Source organism: Streptomyces lasiicapitis (genome assembly GCF_014646335.1).
GTDB classification, from domain to species: domain Bacteria; phylum Actinomycetota; class Actinomycetes; order Streptomycetales; family Streptomycetaceae; genus Streptomyces; species Streptomyces lasiicapitis.
This window is the reverse complement of the sequence record NZ_BMNG01000008.1, coordinates 364,139-380,903: the sequence shown is the minus strand read 5'-3', so window position 1 is coordinate 380,903 and position 16,765 is coordinate 364,139. Positions and strand designations below refer to the sequence as shown.

Genomic DNA, 16,765 nt, shown 5'->3' with positions numbered 1-16,765 from the left:
CGGCGCTAACGCCCGCCCGGATCCCCCGACTTCGTACGATCCGTACGACCAGTACGCCCCGCACGCCCCGTACGCAACGCCCCCACCGTCTTCAACAGCCGGTCCGCCGGTTCCCGCAGCCGCGGATGGGCGAGGACCGTGTTCCGCAGGCCGCGCACCGGTCTGCGCCACAGGCGGTGTGCCGTAGCCACCGGGTGCGGGCGGGTCGCGAACCCCTCGCCCACGCGCAGCTCGCGGGTCTTCAGCCAGTCCTTGTACTCCTTCTCGCCACGCCCCAGGTCCAGGACGCGCAGGCCTTCGCGGCCTGCCGCCTCGGTCATCCTCAGGTGCATGAGCAGGCCGGGCGAGTAGTAGTGCAGCTCGGGGTCGTACGCGGTGAACCAGGCCGCGAAGACGGTGCGGGAGCGTGGCCCGAAGTGTGCGGCGACGGGGCGGTCACCGGCGTACACCACGGACATGACGCCGGTGAAGTGCTCCTCGCGGACCTGGAACAGATGCTCCGTCAGATTCACTATCCAGGGGCGTGCGAAGCGGTCCATGCGGGCCGTCCTGCGGTACTGGGCGGACTTCCAGCGCATGAGCCGGCGCAGCACCTCGGGGTCGCGCTCGTCGAAGACGAAGCGCAGCTCGCCGAGGTCGCGGGCGAGGCGGCGCTCCTTCTTGAGGGTCGTCTTGGCGAGGCCGGGGTATGCCCCGCGCAGCCATTCCGCGTAGCCGTCGCCTCCGCCGGTGGTGGTGCCGGTGCCGTCCTTGAGGTCTATGACCGGTGACGCGAACGTTCCCGTGACGTATCCGGCGAAGGGCTTCTGCTCCTCCACCAGGTGGTCGAACTCGAAGACGGACAGGCCGCAGGCGCGCAGCAGCGCGTGGGTGTCCCAGGTGACTCCGGGGCGGTGCACGAGTGCCTGGCAGTCGGAGAGGCCGAGGCCGATGGCCCGGCCGACGCCGAAGACGTCGCGTTCGTAGGGGAGGAAGCCGACGGGCTTCCCCTGTTCGTGCAGGACGGCCACGCGGGCCCCGCCCCGGCAGGTGCCGACACCGGCGGCGAACTCCGGTGCCAGAAAAGGATTCGCGTAGTCCGGTGACTCTTCCATGGTGCGGTGCCAGGCCCGAACGAGCGGCGCGCTCAGCTCCTCGGCCCTGTGGTTCGTTATGTCCACCTCTGGCCAACCCCCCTGTCGGCACGGGCGGCTGAGACGCCACCCGGCCAGGCTCAAACGTGACGAAAGCCCGCGCACGCTGTCAAGGGCCGGGGGCGGCTCCAGGCCTACGTACGGCCGCCGCGTTCAACATCGACGTACAGCCGCCGCGTTCAACACCGACGTACGGCCACCGCGCTCAACGCCCGCGCACCGCCACCGCGTTCAGCAACGCCGCCCCCCGCTCCGCGTCGTCCACCGACACCGCGAAGTCCTTCCCCCTGGCCCGGATCACCAGGCATTCGCCCGCGCGCAGCATGACCGTGGTGCCGAGGCCGCTGAGGCGGTAGCCCCAGCCGCCGACCTGGGCGGGGGTGCGGTGTTCGGCGTGGGCGGACTCCAAGTCGGCGGGGCGCCAGCGGCGGGCGGGCCAGCCGAGCGGGCCGAAGGACACGCGCAGGCCCTGGTCCGTCACGAGGACTTGCACGGACGCGCAGCCGAAGGTCAGGACGGAGACGAGGGCGAACGGGACGATCAGGGGCCAGAGCGGAGCCTCCACGACCCCGCCCACCGTCAGGACCAGGGCGATCAGCGCGGTCGCTCCGGTGACCGCGGCGAGGGTGTACAGCCAGGGGTTCGACGCGCTCGCCAGCCATACGACGCGCTGGTCCGGCGGGAGTTCCATGGGCGGGGTACCGGAGGGCCGCGCGCCGGGCGGGACGCGGCGGCGCGTCACCAGCGCCGCGGCCACGCCCACCGCCGCCCCCGCGGCCAGCGTGCCCACGACCCAGGGCGTCACCGACTCGGCGTCCTGCCAGCGGTCGTGGTCGAGGTTGGCCCGCACGATCGCCGCCTGCGCGCCCACCAGCGTGACGCCCATCGACAGCAGGACCGTGCCGCCCCACGCCGTGGCGGAGCCCGCCCGCCCGTGCGCGACCGCGACGACGGCGGAGGCGACGGCCCAGATCAGCGCCGGGAACACGGCCGCAGCCCACAGCGGCATCGAGCCGTCGGGGCGCCCCGACGTGCCGGTCCAGTGCGTCGCGACCCGGTCCGGAAGACGCCCCGCCGTCAGCAGCGGCAGCGCGAGCAGCAGCGCCAGGACCCCGGCCACCCAGCCGTACGCGGCCCAACGCGCCACGCCCGCCCCCCTCTTCCCCGCCACATTGCCTGTCACGGCACCACCCTGATCATTTCCATGAGGTCCGACTTCGCGTAGCCGAGGCGCGCCGCCTCCGCGACAAGCTCCCGCACCCGGTCCACCAGGATGGATCGCCGCGCCGCGCCCTGCGCGACCGTCACGCCCCGCCCGCGCCGGAATTCGAGCAGCCCCTCGTCCCGCAGCGAACGCAGCCCTCGCAGCACGGTGTTGGCGTTCACCCCGAGCGCCTGGGACAACTCGCGCGCGGGAGGCAGGCGGTCGCCCGCGGCGCACTCGCCCTCGGCGATGGCCCGGCGGATCGCGGCCGCCACCTGCTCGTGCAGGGGGCGGCTGTCGGCGATGTCCAGTGTCAGCAGCATGGTGCTAGTGACGTTAGCACCACAGGCTCGATTCGTCCCTTCGATTCGTACCTCCGATTCGCACCCCGCGACTGTTACGTGCCGCTGACAGCTACCCGCCCAACCCCCGTCCCCCGCCCCTCGTCTCCCCGATCATGGGGACACATGCGCAGCGCGACGGCGCGCAGAAGACCACGGACCGGCGGCGGCGCCTGCGGCGGCTGGGTGACGTCCCGCGCCGTGGGCGGCGGGGTGCGCGGAAGCTCGTCGGTTCCGCGCGGCGTGGGCGGCGGGGTGTGCGGAGGATCGTCGGCTCGGCGCGCCGGGGGCGGCCGGGCGGGCGGAGGTTCGTCGACTACCCCCGCAGCGGGCGCAAGGGCGTGCGCAGGTGGCTGCCTTCGTGGCGGCAGTGGCTCAGCGCGTGCCTGCTGGGGGGCGGGGGGCTCGCGGGGCTCTTCACGTACGTGTACGTCACCGTGGACATCCCCGACGAGAACGACGCCGCCAGCCGTGAGGCCAACGTCTACTACTGGTCCGACGGCACGCAGATGGTCAGCATCGGGGACGTGAACCGGCAGATCGTCGAGCTGAAGGACGTACCGAAGTCCGTGCGGAACGCCGTCATCGCGGCGGAGAACGCGACCTTCTACAGCGACTCCGGAGTCTCGCCCCAGGGCCTCGGCCGTGCCCTGGTGAACATGGTGAAGGGGCAGGAGACACAAGGGGGTTCCACCATCACGCAGCAGTACGTGAAGAACACCTACCTGTCGCAGGACCAGACCGTCACGCGCAAGGTCAAGGAGTTCGTGATCTCGCTGAAGGTGGACCAGCGCAAGACCAAGGACGAGATCCTCCAGGGGTATCTGAACAGCAGCTGGTTCGGGCGGGGGGCCTACGGGGTGGAGGCCGCCGCCCACGCCTACTACGGGATTCCGGCGCGGGAGCTGAACGCGAGCCAGGGGGCGCTCCTTGCCGCCCTGCTGAAGGGCGCGGAGATGTACGACCCCTCCACCAGCGCCGCCAACCACCGCCGCGCGAAGGCGCGCTGGGCCTGGATCCTGGACCGGCAGGTCGCCGTCGGACGGATGAGCGCGAAGGAGCGGGCGCGGTACAAGGAGTTCCCCGAGCCGCTCAAGGAGTCCCGGTCGACCAGCCTGAGCGGGCACTACGGCCAGACCGGCTACCTCGTCGACGTCGCCACCAAGTACGTGCGCCAGCGCACCGGCCTCACCGACAAGGACCTCGCCCTCGGCGGCTACGAGATCCACACCACCTTCGACAAGCGCCGGGTCCTCCAGCTCGCCCGGTCCGTCAAGGGCGTACTGTCGCGCGATCTCGACCCCAAGAGGCGCGCGCAGGACAAGGGCGTGCAGGTCGGCGCGGCCTCCGTGCGCACCCGGGACGGCGCCGTGCTCGCCCTCTACGGCGGCGCCGACGCCACCCGCCACTTCAGCAACAACGCCGACACCACCGGCGTCCCGGCGGGCTCCACGTTCAAGCCGTTCGTGCTTGCCTCCGCCCTCCAGGACGGCATGCGCCCCGACGAGAAGGGACCTGGCGGGATGACGCCCGTCGAGGCGCTGGTCGAGGGCGGCAACGCCACGTACCAGAAGCTCGGCGCCGAGGTCGGGCAGCGGCGGGTGCGGGACGTCGCCGTGGGCGCGGGGATGCTGGAGCAGAGCATGGCGCGCACCGACAAGTCGTTTCCCCTCGGCACGTCCACGCCGAGCGCCGTCCGGCTCGCGAGCGCGTACGGCACCTTCGCGCGCGACGGCCTCCAGCACGACCCGTACTCGGTGACGTCCGTGACCAAGGACGGCGAGCCCGTCGAGGGCCTGGAGCCGGCCCGCACCCGGCGGGCCCTGGACGCGCGCGTCGCCCACCAGGTCGACGCCGCGCTGCGGGACGTCGCCGTGGACACCGTGGGCCGGGTCGTGTCGAAGACCGGGCGGCCCGTCGCGGCCGGGCGCACGTCCGACCAGGACCGGTTCCGGGCCTCGTGGTTCATCGGGTACACGCCCGAGGTGTCGACCTCCGTCACCCTCTTCCGCATGCGCCCGCGCGACCCGCTGCTTCAGCCGCTGTCCGGCGTCGGCGGGAGCAAGTCCCGGCACGGCAACGCGCTCACCGAGCGGATCTGGCGGGACGCGCTGAGCGGCGTTGACCTTGCCCCTGGGGGAAAGTCCAAGGTCGGCTCACCGAAGGCAGCCGCCCTCGGTGACCGGTGACACTCCGGTCCCGGAGGATGACCCCGTGGACGCACCCGGCAGAGACCCAGAACCTCGCAAGGACCCAGAACTCCTCAGCATCGGCGCCTTCGCCGCCCGCACCAGGCTCTCCGCGAAGGCGCTGCGCCTGTACGACCGGCAGGGCCTGCTGCCCCCGGCGTACGTGGACGACGCGACCGGCTACCGCTACTACCGGCCCGAACAGGTCGAGCGGGCCCGCACCGTCGTGCTGCTTCGCCGGCTCGACATGCCGCTCGCGGACATCGCGGCGGTCGTCGGGCTCGACGGCGAGGGCGCGGCGCGCGCCGTCGGGGAGCACTGGGCCCGGGTCGAGGAGCGGTTCGCCGCCCAGCGCACCCTCGTGGACTACCTCCGGGGCCGCATGTCCGGAAGGAGCCCCACTTTGTACGGCACGTTCGAGATCCGCACCACCGACGTCCCCGAGGCGTTCGTCCTCGTCGAGCGCAGGCACGTGTTCACCGACGAGCTGCCCGCCTGGATCGACGCCTCGCTCGCCCGCCTGGAGCGGGCCGCCATGGAGTCCTGCGGCGGGGTCGCGGCCGCGCCGTTCGTGATCTACCACGCCGAGGTCACCGAGGACAGCGACGGGCCCGCCGAGGTGTGCGTGCCCGTCGCGGACCCGGCGGCCGCGCGCGCCTGGGCCGCGGAGCAGGGGCGCAAGTGGGACGTGCGGGCACGGGTGGAACCGGCCCACCGGCTCGCGTACACCCGCATCACCAAGGCGCAGGTCGTCTACCCGCAGATCATCGGCGCGTACGACGCCGTGGAGGCGTGGCTGGAGCGCGAGGGGCTCACCTCCACGGGGCCCTGCCGCGAGGTGTACTTCGCGGAGTGGGACGCGGCGGGGCCCGGGGACCAGGTCTGCGACGTGGCATACCCGGTGGGCTGACGCTTCATCAAATCCCTGGGTTCTCTTCGCGCCGCCCAGGCGTCAACGCCCCCTCCCCCACCTATTCTGAGGAGACATGGAGGGGGACGGGGGCGGAAGAAGCTCCAACTCGGCTGGGCAGGACCCGAGTTGGGAGGCCGACCCGCGCGCGGAGGGGGCCGCCTCCGAGTCCTCCCTGCCGCCGCTCTTCGTCGCGGGACCGCCCCAGCGCGCCGCCCGCGTCGAGCTGCCGCCGGAGAGCCCCGACCCGACCGTCCTGCCCGAGATCACGCTCCTGGACCGGGCGGTGTCGCGCGGCGACGACCCGGACGCGCTCGCCGGCCTGCCGCTGCCGCCGGACCGGCTGCTCGCCCGGCAGTACCGGGTGGTGCGGCCGCTCGGGTACGGCGGGATGGGCGAGGTGTATCTCGCGCTCGACACGAAGGTCGGGGGCCGGGAGGTCGCGATCAAGATCCTGCGCCCGGAGAACGCGCCGCAGCACGCGGCGAACGGCGGCCGTGAGGACGGCGCCCCGCACCCCGCGCCCGGCTCCCCCGAACACTCCCTCTCCCCCGAACACCCCCTCGCGCGCGAGCGCCAGGAGCTCGTCGAGCTCAACCACGACGACATCATCCGGGTCTTCAACTACGGGCACCATCCGGACGTCGGTGACTTCCTCGTCCTGCAGTACGTCGACGGGCCCACCCTCGAAGAGGTGCGCGCCCGCGCCGAACTGCACCCGGAGGAGTTCGGCGACTCCCGCTTCTACGAGTTCGTGCTCGCGTACGGGGTGCGGTTCCTGGCCGGGCTCGGCTATCTGCACGCGCCCGAACGCGGCAAGGTGTACGGCGACTTGAAGCCGTCCAACGTCATGCACGACGGGTCCACGACGAAGTTCATCGACGTGGGCAGCGTGCGGCGGGCGGGCGCGCCCGGCCTCACCTCCGCGGACTACCGCGCGCCGACGGTCGGTCCGCGCGGCGAGTCCACCGGCGCCGACGACCTGTTCAGCCTCGGCGAGACGCTGCGCCACCTGTGCGGCCTCGACGACCTCGACCAGTTCGCCGACCTCTCCCTGCTGACCTGCCTGGACGCGCCCAGCGCCGAGTCCCCCCTGTCCCGCGCGACCCGCCGCATGACGGTCCCGCAGCCCCCCGAAGCACTCGGCCTCGGCCTCTTCTCCCTCGCCCGCACCCTCCGCCGGGCCACCCGCCCCGACCGCTCCGACCGCTTCGCCACGGCCCGCGAAATGGACGAACAACTACGCGGCGTCTTCCGTGAGTTGCGCTCCCTCCGCCTGCGCACGGAGACCTTCGAGCCGTCCCCGCTGTTCCTCCAGTCCGCGTACGCGTTGGACGGGGGGCTCGGGACGCCGCCGCCGTTGTCGCGGTGGGCGTTGGGGGCCCCAGAACACACCGCACACACGGCACACACGGCGGATGGTGCGGCGGGCCGGGACGGCGCGGTCCCGTACACCGCTCCCGAACCCGCCGACGCAGCCCAGCAGTTGCCCGTCCCCCGGCCCGATCCCGACGACGCCCACCACATCGAGCTGAGCCGGCTCGGGGACGACGACCCGGCCGCGCTGCTCCAGCACACCGCGGAGTGGCGCGCCTCGCCCGAGGTGCATCTGCTGCGCTGCCGCCTGACGCTGCGCACCGCGCTGCGGCCCGGCGCGCAGGTGCCGCCGCGCCTCGACGCCGCCGCCGTCGCGCTGGTCCGCGCCGAGGAGGCCATCGGGCCCGGGGCCGCCCCGTACGACTGGCGGCTCGCCTGGCACCGCGGCCTGCTCGCGCTCGCCGCCGCCGATGTGCGGCGCGCCCGCGTCCACTTCGACCGGGTGTACGCCGCCATCCCCGGCGAGTACGCGCCCAAGCTGGCCCTCGGCCACTGCGCCGAGCGGCTCGGGCGGTGGCGGGAGGCGCTCACGTTCTACGAGGCGGTGCGGGTGCGCAACCCCTCGCTCGGCGGCGCGGCGTTCGGGGCGGCGCGGGCCCGGCTCACCCTCGGCGGGCCGCGGGCCCTCGGGTACGCCGTCGAGGCCCTTGACGCGGTGGCCCAGCACTCCCGGCACCGCACCGCCGCGCGGGTCGCCGCGGTGCGGGTGTGCGTGGACCACGCGCGCGGCGCGGACGACCTCACGGAGGTGGTCCGGCGGCTCGGGCGGCTCTTCTACGCGCACGGGCTCACCGACGAGCAGGCGCGGCTGCGGATGCGGGCCGAGGTGTGGGAGGCGGCGCGGGCCCTGCTCGCCTCGGGCGCGGTGTCCGCCGCCCGCCTCCGCGAGGTCGCCCACGGCGCGGACGTACGCCTCCGCTTCCCCCTCACCGAACGCCAGTTACGCGTAGGCCTCTCCCGCTTCTGCCTGGGCCTCGCCCAACAAGCCACCCGCGACCCCACCGCAGCCGACACCCACCTCGCCGAACTCCTCCTGGACCGCGCTTACGCGACGCGCCCGTTCGGGTTGAGACATCAGAGGGGGGAGGAGCGGTGAGCGGAGGGAGGCCGACGCTGCGCCGGGCGTGGCAGTGGCTGTGGGCCACCGAGTCCAAGCGCACCCGCAACCACGCCTACCTCCGCGACCGGCTCCTCGCGCTTCCCCTCCTCACCGCCCTCACCTTCGCCCCCTTCGCCTGGGCCCACGCCACCCTCCGGGACGACGCCGAGTACCTCCGCACCCAGGCCGCCCCCGCCCTCGTGGACCTCGCCGACGCCCGCGTGTCCCTCCAGATCGCCGACCGCGAAGCGGGCGACAGCCTCCGCGCGGGCCGCGCCGTAGAACTCAGCGGGCTCAGCGAGCGCTACCGCACCCGCACCACCCGGGCCACCCAGCGCCTGAACCAGGTGGCCCGCAGCGGCGCCCTGTCCGCGCCCGAGCGGCAGGACCTCGACGTCGTCGCGGGCCTCCTCGCCGACTACGGCACCTGGACCGCCTGGGCCCAGGCCAACGCCGCCGACCGCGCCCTGCGCGAGGCCGCCCTGGCGTACGCCCGCAGCATCCTGTGCTCCGCGCGGGAACCGGCAAGCGCGAACCGGCCGGACGGCCACCTCGCCTGCCGCCCCGCCACCGGCTCCACCGCCACCGCGGTCGTCGACCGCGTCACCGCCCTCGAACGCGCCCTCCAGGAGCGCCTTTCCGACCGCGCGGAGCCGGGAGCGGGCGTGCTCGTCGCGTTCGGCGTCTCCGGGGTCGCCTTCCTGCTGCTCGTACGCGGCCTCTGGCGCACCCAGCTCTTCCTGCACCACCGTTTCCGGCTGTACGTCAGCCTCCCGCTGCTCGCCGCCGCCCTGCCACTGCTCGCGCTGCCGCTCCTCGCCGTCGACGCCGTACTCGTACAGAGCGCGCAGCGCGACGCCGAGTCGACGGCCCGCGCGCTGTCCGGCGAGACGTCCCCGGGGATCGAGAGCGCCGCGGAGGCCGATCCGTTCGGCACGCCGGACCGGTACGTGATCGCCGCCCTGGAGGACTCCGTCGACGGCGAACTGGCCGAGGGCCGCCTCGCCTTCCTCGACGGCGCCGCCGCCTGGGTGGTCCCCGCGGGCCTCCTGAGCGCCGCGCTCACCGGCGCGACCCTGCACTCCTACCGGCGCGAGTACGTCCGCCTCACCCGCCCGGGAGCCGCCCCATGACCCGACAGCGACCCCGGCGGCGGCGCACCGCCCTCGCCTGCTGCCTGCTCCTCCTCGCCGCCCTCGCCGGCGGCGGCTGCGCCGACCGGAGCCGCGAGACCCTGGTCGTCCTCGGCCCGTGGACCGGCGCGGAGGGCACCGCGTTCGAGGCGATGCTGAAGCGGCTCGAAGACGCTTCCCCAAGCTCTCAACTTCGTTCGAGCAGGGGAGGCCCCACTGGCGTGACGTACACGTACAAAGGCACCCGCTCGCTCCGCGAGACCCTGGTCGCGCAGCTCGAAGCCGGCGACCCGCCGGACGTCGCCGTCCTCAACAGCCTGGGAGAACTGACCGAGTACGCCCGCGACAACCGGCTCGAACCGCTGGACACCCCCGGCCACCCGCCCTGGGCACCCCGCGTCGACGTGAACGGCAGCAGCCGCACCTACTGGGTGCCCCTGAAGGTCGACCTGAAGAGCCTGGTGTGGAGCAAGGAGGGCGGCGAGCGTGACCGTGCCCGGCCCCGGTGGTGTGTGGGGATGGCCTCGCAGGCCACCTCGGGCTGGCCCGGGACGGACTGGATCGAAGATCTGCTGCTGCACCGGTCGGGTCCGGAGGCGTACGCGCGGTGGGCGACGGGGCGGCTGAGCTGGCGGAGTCCCGAGGTGCGCGGAGCCTGGACGGCGTGGGCGCAGCTGCTCGGCGAGCGCTCGAAGAAGTCGGTCGACCTCTCGCTCACCACGTCGTACGAAGGCACCTCCGACCCGAAGGCGGCCCGCCCGGCCCCGAGGGGGCTCCTCAACTCGCCGGAACTCGATTGCACCCATGAACACCAGAGCGCCTTCATTCGCTACTTGTATGCGAATGCGAAGGGTGAAGAGGGTGGAGGGAAGGGGTCCGGCGGGGGCGTGCGGGTCGATCCTTCCGCGCGGTTCCTGCCCGGTCCCGCCGCCCATGACGGCGCGTACGAGGTCGCGGGCGACATGGCGGCCGTGTTCAGCGGCAGCCCGGCCGCGCGCGAACTGGTCGAGCGCCTGTCGGGCGGCGAGGCGCGGCGGCTCTGGCACGAGGAGGCGGAGCCCGAGCTGCGGCCCTTCTTCCCGGGCGCGGGCGATCCGCAGCCCACCGACCCCGGCGGGGGCAAGGCCGCCGCACTGCTCACCGGCAAGGCCGAGACACTCTGCTTCGACGCCTCGGACGCGATGCCGCCCGCGCTGCGCGACGCCTTCCACCGCGCGGTGCTCCGCTACTTCCGCGACCCCTCGGGCGACCGCCTCGACACGCTCCTCGGCCAGCTCGACACCGTGCGCGCCGAGACCGGTCTCCAAGGGCGCGGCACCACGGGCCACAACAGCCTCCCACCCGAGGCCCTGTGCGCACCTCCCACGGACGGGTGACGCGGGCTGACGTGCCCAGGCTGCGAATACGGCCATTCAGCCGCATACTGGTCATGGCCTTGCCCTTGGGGTCGCTGTCTGCCAACCATTCCGCAGCGGTTAGCGTCTACTCCGAAGGAGTTGTCCCCCAGCCAGCCGAACGGACCGCCGACCGTGGCCTCTGCCGAACTGTCCACCCCGTCACTCAGCCGAGCCGACCGGGGCAGTGGCATGCCCGAACCGTGGCACGTGCGTTACCGCATGCCGCTGCTGATCACCGCCGGTGTGCTGCCGCTGTACCTGCTGTGGTGGACGGTGTTCGCGACGGGCGGCGGCGACCTCGCCGCCCAGGAGGCCTGGGCGGGCTTCGCCCGGCGCTACCCGGGCTCGGCGTACAGCCTCTTCTGGTACGGCGGCCTGCACACCGCCAACTACAGCGTCATCTCCCCGTATCTGATGGCCGCGTTCGGCGTGCGGACCGTGGCGGCGGCCTCCGGCATCGCCGCCACCTGGATGGGCGTCGCGATCATCATGCGCAGCGGCATCCGCAAACCGCTGTGGCCCTCGATCATCGTCGGCTTCTCGATGTGGTGCCAGGTCGTGTGCGGCCGGGCGACGTTCATGCTGGGCGTCGCGTTCGGCGTCGGCGCGGTCCTGGCGGTCACCGGTACCGCCAACCGGCGCCGGGTCGCGGCCGCCACGCTCTGCGCGGCCCTTGCGACCATGGGCAGCCCGGTCGCCGGTCTCTTCCTCGTCGTGGTGGGCGGCGCCTATCTGCTCCTTCGCGAGTGGGGCAAGGGGCTCGCCCTGGTCCTGCCGCCGTTCGTCGTCGTCGGCCTGACGACGTGGCTGTTCCCCTTCGAGGGCGAGCAGCCGATGGCCTTCATAAGGATCTTCCCGCCGGTGCTGCTGTGCGGGGTCGTGATCCTTGCGGCGCCGCGCTCCTGGAAGCTGCTGAAGGTGGGCGCCGCGGTGTACGCGGTGGGCGTGGTGCTTACCTGGCTGATCCCCACCCCGATCGGTACGAATGTCGAGCGCTTCGCCGAGATCGCGGCCCCGCCGATACTGCTCGCCGCCGTCCTGAACCGGAAGTTCCCCGCCCTGCGGCTGCTGCGGCCGAGCGGCAAGCCGCGCCACTTCTGGCATCGGACGGTGCTGATCTGCGCCGTCGCCCTCTCCCTCATCTGGGTGTCCATCAAGACGACCTCCGACATAGTGGCGTACACCAAGGTGCCCACCTGGGCCGTCGAGACCGACGGCGTCGTCAAGGCACTCAACCGCCTGGGCGCCGAGCGCACCCGCGTCGAGGTGGTCCCGGCCCGCGACCACCGCGAGGCCGCCGTCCTGTCGCCGTACATCAACATGGCGCGCGGCTGGAACCGGCAGGCCGACGTGGAGCGCGGCCGCCTGTTCTACGAGGGCCGGCCGGTCTCCGAGGTCAAGGAGGGCATCTTCTCGTCGTCCTCGTACCGCGCCTGGCTGAACCACTGGGCGGTCGGCTTCGTCGTGCTCTACAAGGGCGACGGCCGCCCCGACGGCGCCGCCGAGCGCGAGCACGACCTGGTGACCAGCGAGCCCAGCTACCTGGACCAGGTCTGGCACGACGACAACTGGCGCATCTACCGCGTCAAGGACGCCGTCCCCCTCGTCGACAAGCCCGGCTCCGTGGTCACCGCCGACGGCGCCCACCTGACCGTCCGCATGCCGAAGCCCGGCTCGGTCATCGTCCGCGTCGCCTACTCGCCGTGGCTGTGGGCGGAGGGCGGCTGCCTCTACAAGGAGGGCGACTTCACGCGCCTGACGGTGGAGAAGCCGGGGGATGTGCGGATCGCGTCCAACTACGGGGGCCCATCGGGGCCGCAGCCGAAGTGCGAGCCGGCGCCCGACAAGGACTAGCGGCTTACTTCGCACGAAGAAGGCTTGGCGTACGAAGAAGGGGTGGGGCGAACCGTTCGGTTCGCCCCACCCCTTCTTCGTTCTCTTGCTGTTCCTGCCGCTCTAGCCGACGCGCGTCAGCTTCGCTCCGAAGCCCGGCTCCGAGAGGTCCTTCTGGAGGGCCACCGGCACCTTGATGGCGCCGCTCGTGGTGCCGTCGCCGACGGTGAGGCGGCCGACGACCGTGCCCGCCTTGGCGGAGTGCGGCGGGGTCTTGCCGCCGTTGTCCAGCTCCACCTTCGAGGTAAGGCCTGACCAGCCGACGGCGGTGACGTCCTTGGTGGCGACGACCGGCGTCGTACCGCCCAGGCCGTCGTCGACCTCGCCGACGACCTGGCCCTTCTTCACCACGGTCTTCGCCTTGAGGGTGTCCTGCCCGGCCGCGATGAGGTCCTTGGTGACGTTGGTGACCTTGTCGATGTTGGCCACGCCGTCCGTACCGAACTGGGCGAGGGCCGCGCCGATGATCATGTGGGTCTTGCCGCCGGCCTTCTTCTCCGCGGCGAAGAGGATGTTGCCGCCGGCGGCCGTGGTGGTGCCGGTCTTGATGCCGATGGCGACGGTCGGGACGAGGCCGAAGAAGTTCTTCTGCTTGTCGCCGTTGAGGTCCTTGTAGTTGGGCTGGCCCGCGATCTCCTTGAAGATCGGGTTCTCCATGGCGACGCGGCCGAGCTTCACCAGGTCCTCGGCGGTCGACACGGTCGTCTTGTCGAGGCCGCTCGGGTCCGTGTAGTGGGTGTTCTTCATGCCGAGTTCCTTGGCGGTCTTGTTCATCTTGGCGACGAACTTCTCCTCGGAACCCTTGCTGTCCCAGCGGGCGAGCAGCCGGGCCACGTTGTTGGCGGACGGCAGCATCACGGCCTGCAGTGCCTCGTACTGGGTCAGCTCCTGGCCCTCGGTCACCTTGACCACGGACTCGTTGGCGGGCTTGCCCTTCTCGTAGTGCCGCTGCGCCTGGGCGTCGACGGGGATCTTCTCGCCGTTCTCACCCTTCTTGATCGGGTGGTCGCGCAGGATCAGGTACGTCGTCATCACCTTGGCGATGCTGGCGATCGGTACGGGCTTCTGCTCGCCGGAGGTGCCGAAGGTACCGATGCCGTCGACGTCCATGGCCGCCTGGCCCTTGGCCGGCCAGGGGATGGACGGCTTTCCGCCCTCGAAGGAGTACGACGACGCGCTCGTCAGCGTCAGCTTCGGCTCGGGCAGCGGACGCACGGCCTGTGCGACTGCGAACACAATAATCAGGAGCGCGACGAGGGGCGTCCAGACCTTGACCCGCCGCACGATGGTGCGGGTCGGGGTCTCCGGGGGCGGCGGCGTGTTGGTCAGCTCGGCGAGCAGGTCCAGCGGGGGGCGGGGCGGCAGCGGTTGCTGACGCGTGTGCTGGTCCTGCTGCGGCCCCGGCGCGGGCGTCTGTGCGGGGGTGGTCTGCGGGGGTACGGGGCCGGAGGCGGCCTTGGCGTCGGCGCCCGCTGCGGCTCCGGCCCCGGCTGCGGCTCCGGCCGACCCGGGCTTGGCTTCGGTCCCGGCGGCTCCCGTCCCGGCCGCCCACCCGGGTGTGGCTCTCGGGGTGGTGCCCGGCTTGGCGGCCGGGTCCGTCGCGGGCTTCGGGTCGGGCTTGGCGCGGGGCTCGTCGAGCGGCTTCAGCGCGACGAACTTGCTGGTCCGCTCGGACTCGGACTCCGGCTTGGGCTCGGCCTTGGGCTTGGATCCGGCCTTGGATCCGGCCTTGGACTCAGCCTTGGACTCAGCCTTGGACTCAGCCTTCCGCTCGGGCTCGGCCTTCTTCCCGGCTTCGGCCCCGGCCGCGTCGTCCTTGGGCTCGGGCACATCGCCGAGCTTGAGCATGGTGGTCGGCTGGTCCACCCCCGCCGAGGCGGGCCGGAGCGCCTTGAAGACAGCGGTGGCCTGGTCGACGGGCTTGCCCTCGGCGGCACCCTTCAGCGCGTCCTTCGCCACGTCCTTGCCGGACTCGGCGGCACCCTTCGCAGCGTCGCCGCTGGACTCGGGCTCGTCCTTCGACGTGCCCTCACCCGGCTCCGCGGAGCCGTCCGCGTCGTCGCCGGGACGTACCGACTTGAACACGGCGGTGGCCTGGTCGACCGGGCGACTGTCGGATTCGGGCTCCGCCTCGCCCGCGGTTCCCGGCTCGTCGTCGGCCTCAGCAGTGGGCTTCGCGTCGGCTTCGGCCGGCCGGACGGTCTTGAACACGGCCGTGGCCCGGTCGACCCGCGGGTCACGCGGCGCGGACTCGGCATCGGCATCGGCATCGGCATCGGCATCGGCATCGGCATCGGCATCGTCCGCGTCCGCCTTCGCGGAGGGCCGCGCAGCCGTGAACACGGCAGTCGCCATGTCGACCGCGGAACCCGCCGCCCCGGCGCCGTCGGAGTCGGAGTCGGAGTCGGAGTCGTCGGAGTCGGAGTCGGAGTCGGCGGCGTCGGCACCGTCGTCCTCGGCAGCGTCCCCGCCGTCGGCGGAAGCCGCGGCGTCATCGTCCGCCCCGGCACCCGACGCGGCACCGGCGTCAGCCACCTGACCTGCGCTTATGCCGCCTTCAGCGGCGCCGTCAGCAGCCTCCGCCGAGCCCTCGCCCGAAGCCTCCTCTGAAGCACCGGAACCCTCGCCCGCAACCCCGGCGGAGCCGTCCGCGGAGCCGGCCTCGCCCGAGGAGGAACCTTCCCCCTCGGCCTCCGGCGAGGACGCAGAGGACTCATCAGCCCCCGCGACCCACGCGGCAACCGCGGCGCGCAGCCGCGCGTCTCCACCGTTGGCGCCCGGCGTGGAGCCGGCCGAGGAGCCGGACGAAGCGTCGGCCCCACCGTCCGAGGCGCCCCCGCCAGAAACCGTCTTCGACCTGTCGGGGAACTCGCCCGCCACCGATGCCTCCTCGTGCTCGCCACGCCGTTACGTCCGGCCATTACGTACGCCGAAGCGCCGCACCGCCGCAATCACCCGCCCGGACCCGCTGTCCGAAGGTGTCCGAACCATGTACCAGTGTCCTGTGTGAGGGCTTAACCCCCGTGGTAGACGAGAACGACATACCTACTGGTTCCCGTACGTACCGCCCACGCGCTCTCGACAGACCAATGTGAGAGGGGTCACCCTGTCATTCATCCACGCGGGGAGGCATGGATGGGCAGGAGCCGCAGAACAATTCCGGAGGAGCTTCTGCTGCTCGCTTTGGACCCGGCCACGGGTACCACAGCGCAGCCGCAGTCGCTCGACCTCGGTCTGGCCGGAGCACAGCTAGTGGAGCTGGCGCTGGCCGGACGGATAGCCCCTGACGGGGATCGTATCGCCGTGGTGATGCCACGGCCGACCGGAGATCCGACTCTGGACTCCGCACTGGAACTGCTGCGCAGGCGCGGCAGCCCGGTCCGGGCGGTCCACTGGATCGGCGGGCCCCGACTGGGGCTGCGCCAGATCTACCTCTCGCATCTGGAGCGGTGCGGCATGGTGCATGCCGTGGCGGGCCAGATGTGCGGAGTACTGCCGACGACTCGCTACCAAGCGACGGAGACGGCGATCAGCCGGGACATCAGGGCCCGGCTGGATTCAGCGATCCGCACCGGCGTACCGCCGGACCCGCGGACCGCGGCGCTCGCCGCGCTGGCCCACGCGGTCGGACTCGGCAAGCACCTGTATCCGGGCAACGAGGGCCGCTCGTCCCGTTCCCGGCTGCGGGATCTGATCAGGCACGACCCGATGGGCGGCCTCGTGGCGCACGCCGTGATGGACGTCCAGAACGGTGTGGCGGCGCAGCCGCGTCGCAGCCCCGCGACTACCGCGGGACAGAGCGGGCGGCAGCCCGCGCAGGCGGCGAGGACCGCACCGGACCCCGGCAGGGTTCCGATGCAGCCGCACCGGGGTGCGGGAGCCATGGCCCGCGCCGTGGCCCACTGATATCCGGGCCACAGCAGAGAACCCCAGCACCACCGGCACCACCGGGAAAGCCAGCAACCCAAAGCACCGCCAGCACCACCAAGCTCAGGCACCACTCGCGTCACACGCACCGCGTGACGCACCCCGCGTCACACGCACCGCGTGACGCACCCGCACCGCCAGGTGCACCCAGCGCCGCACCGC

11 protein-coding genes are annotated in these 16,765 nt (G+C 72.7%); 7 read left to right on the top strand and 4 right to left on the bottom strand.

Annotated elements, in window-relative coordinates; translation table 11 throughout:
- Nucleotides 1-5: 5 nt before the first annotated feature.
- The 3 genes from IEY91_RS20145 to IEY91_RS20135 all read right to left on the bottom strand — a co-directional run bounded on the left by IEY91_RS20145 (nucleotide 6) and on the right by IEY91_RS20135 (nucleotide 2,660).
- Complete coding sequence (locus tag IEY91_RS20145) at nucleotides 6-1,160, bottom strand: GNAT family N-acetyltransferase (RefSeq protein WP_189175048.1); 1,155 nt, start codon at nucleotides 1,158-1,160, stop codon at nucleotides 6-8.
- Between the two features lie 178 nt (nucleotides 1,161-1,338).
- Nucleotides 1,339-2,280 (bottom strand): DUF1648 domain-containing protein, encoded by a 942-nt coding sequence (locus tag IEY91_RS20140; protein WP_229697100.1) that lies wholly within the window; start codon nucleotides 2,278-2,280, stop codon nucleotides 1,339-1,341.
- 32 nt (nucleotides 2,281-2,312) lie between these two features.
- Nucleotides 2,313-2,660, bottom strand: a complete 348-nt coding sequence (locus tag IEY91_RS20135) for a GntR family transcriptional regulator (protein WP_189175047.1) — start codon at nucleotides 2,658-2,660, stop codon at nucleotides 2,313-2,315.
- Nucleotides 2,661-2,794: 134 nt separating this feature from the next.
- Here IEY91_RS20135 and IEY91_RS20130 point away from each other — a divergent pair, with 134 nt between their 5' ends.
- The 6 genes from IEY91_RS20130 to IEY91_RS20105 all read left to right on the top strand — a co-directional run bounded on the left by IEY91_RS20130 (nucleotide 2,795) and on the right by IEY91_RS20105 (nucleotide 12,637).
- Nucleotides 2,795-4,867 carry a transglycosylase domain-containing protein gene (locus IEY91_RS20130; RefSeq protein WP_229697099.1) on the top strand — a complete coding sequence of 691 codons (2,073 nt, stop codon included), beginning with the start codon at nucleotides 2,795-2,797 and terminating at the stop codon, nucleotides 4,865-4,867.
- A gap of 25 nt (nucleotides 4,868-4,892) precedes the next feature.
- Nucleotides 4,893-5,777: a MerR family transcriptional regulator gene (locus IEY91_RS20125; protein WP_164323922.1), complete on the top strand. Its 885-nt coding sequence runs from the start codon at nucleotides 4,893-4,895 to the stop codon at nucleotides 5,775-5,777.
- 76 nt (nucleotides 5,778-5,853) lie between these two features.
- Nucleotides 5,854-8,250, top strand: a complete 2,397-nt coding sequence (locus tag IEY91_RS20120) for a serine/threonine protein kinase (protein ID WP_229697098.1) — start codon at nucleotides 5,854-5,856, stop codon at nucleotides 8,248-8,250.
- Entirely contained in the window at nucleotides 8,247-9,386 is a 1,140-nt protein-coding gene (locus tag IEY91_RS20115; RefSeq protein ID WP_189175046.1) for a GlnX family signal transduction membrane protein, read from the top strand. Before IEY91_RS20120 ends, IEY91_RS20115 begins: the two co-directional genes overlap by 4 nt.
- Complete coding sequence (locus IEY91_RS20110) at nucleotides 9,383-10,762, top strand: type 2 periplasmic-binding domain-containing protein (protein WP_189175045.1); 1,380 nt, start codon at nucleotides 9,383-9,385, stop codon at nucleotides 10,760-10,762. Before IEY91_RS20115 ends, IEY91_RS20110 begins: the two co-directional genes overlap by 4 nt.
- A gap of 210 nt (nucleotides 10,763-10,972) precedes the next feature.
- Nucleotides 10,973-12,637 carry a DUF8823 domain-containing protein gene (locus IEY91_RS20105; RefSeq protein ID WP_189175044.1) on the top strand — a complete coding sequence of 555 codons (1,665 nt, stop codon included), beginning with the start codon at nucleotides 10,973-10,975 and terminating at the stop codon, nucleotides 12,635-12,637.
- Nucleotides 12,638-12,739: 102 nt separating this feature from the next.
- On the opposite strand, the gene IEY91_RS42355 is transcribed toward IEY91_RS20105, so the two are convergent.
- Complete coding sequence (locus IEY91_RS42355; protein ID WP_268240891.1) at nucleotides 12,740-15,211, bottom strand: D-alanyl-D-alanine carboxypeptidase; 2,472 nt, start codon at nucleotides 15,209-15,211, stop codon at nucleotides 12,740-12,742.
- Nucleotides 15,212-15,811: 600 nt separating this feature from the next.
- Here IEY91_RS42355 and IEY91_RS20095 point away from each other — a divergent pair.
- On the top strand, nucleotides 15,812-16,582 hold the full coding sequence (locus IEY91_RS20095) for a GOLPH3/VPS74 family protein (protein WP_189175043.1): 771 nt from the start codon (nucleotides 15,812-15,814) through the stop codon (nucleotides 16,580-16,582).
- The last annotated feature ends 183 nt before the right edge of the window (nucleotides 16,583-16,765 follow it).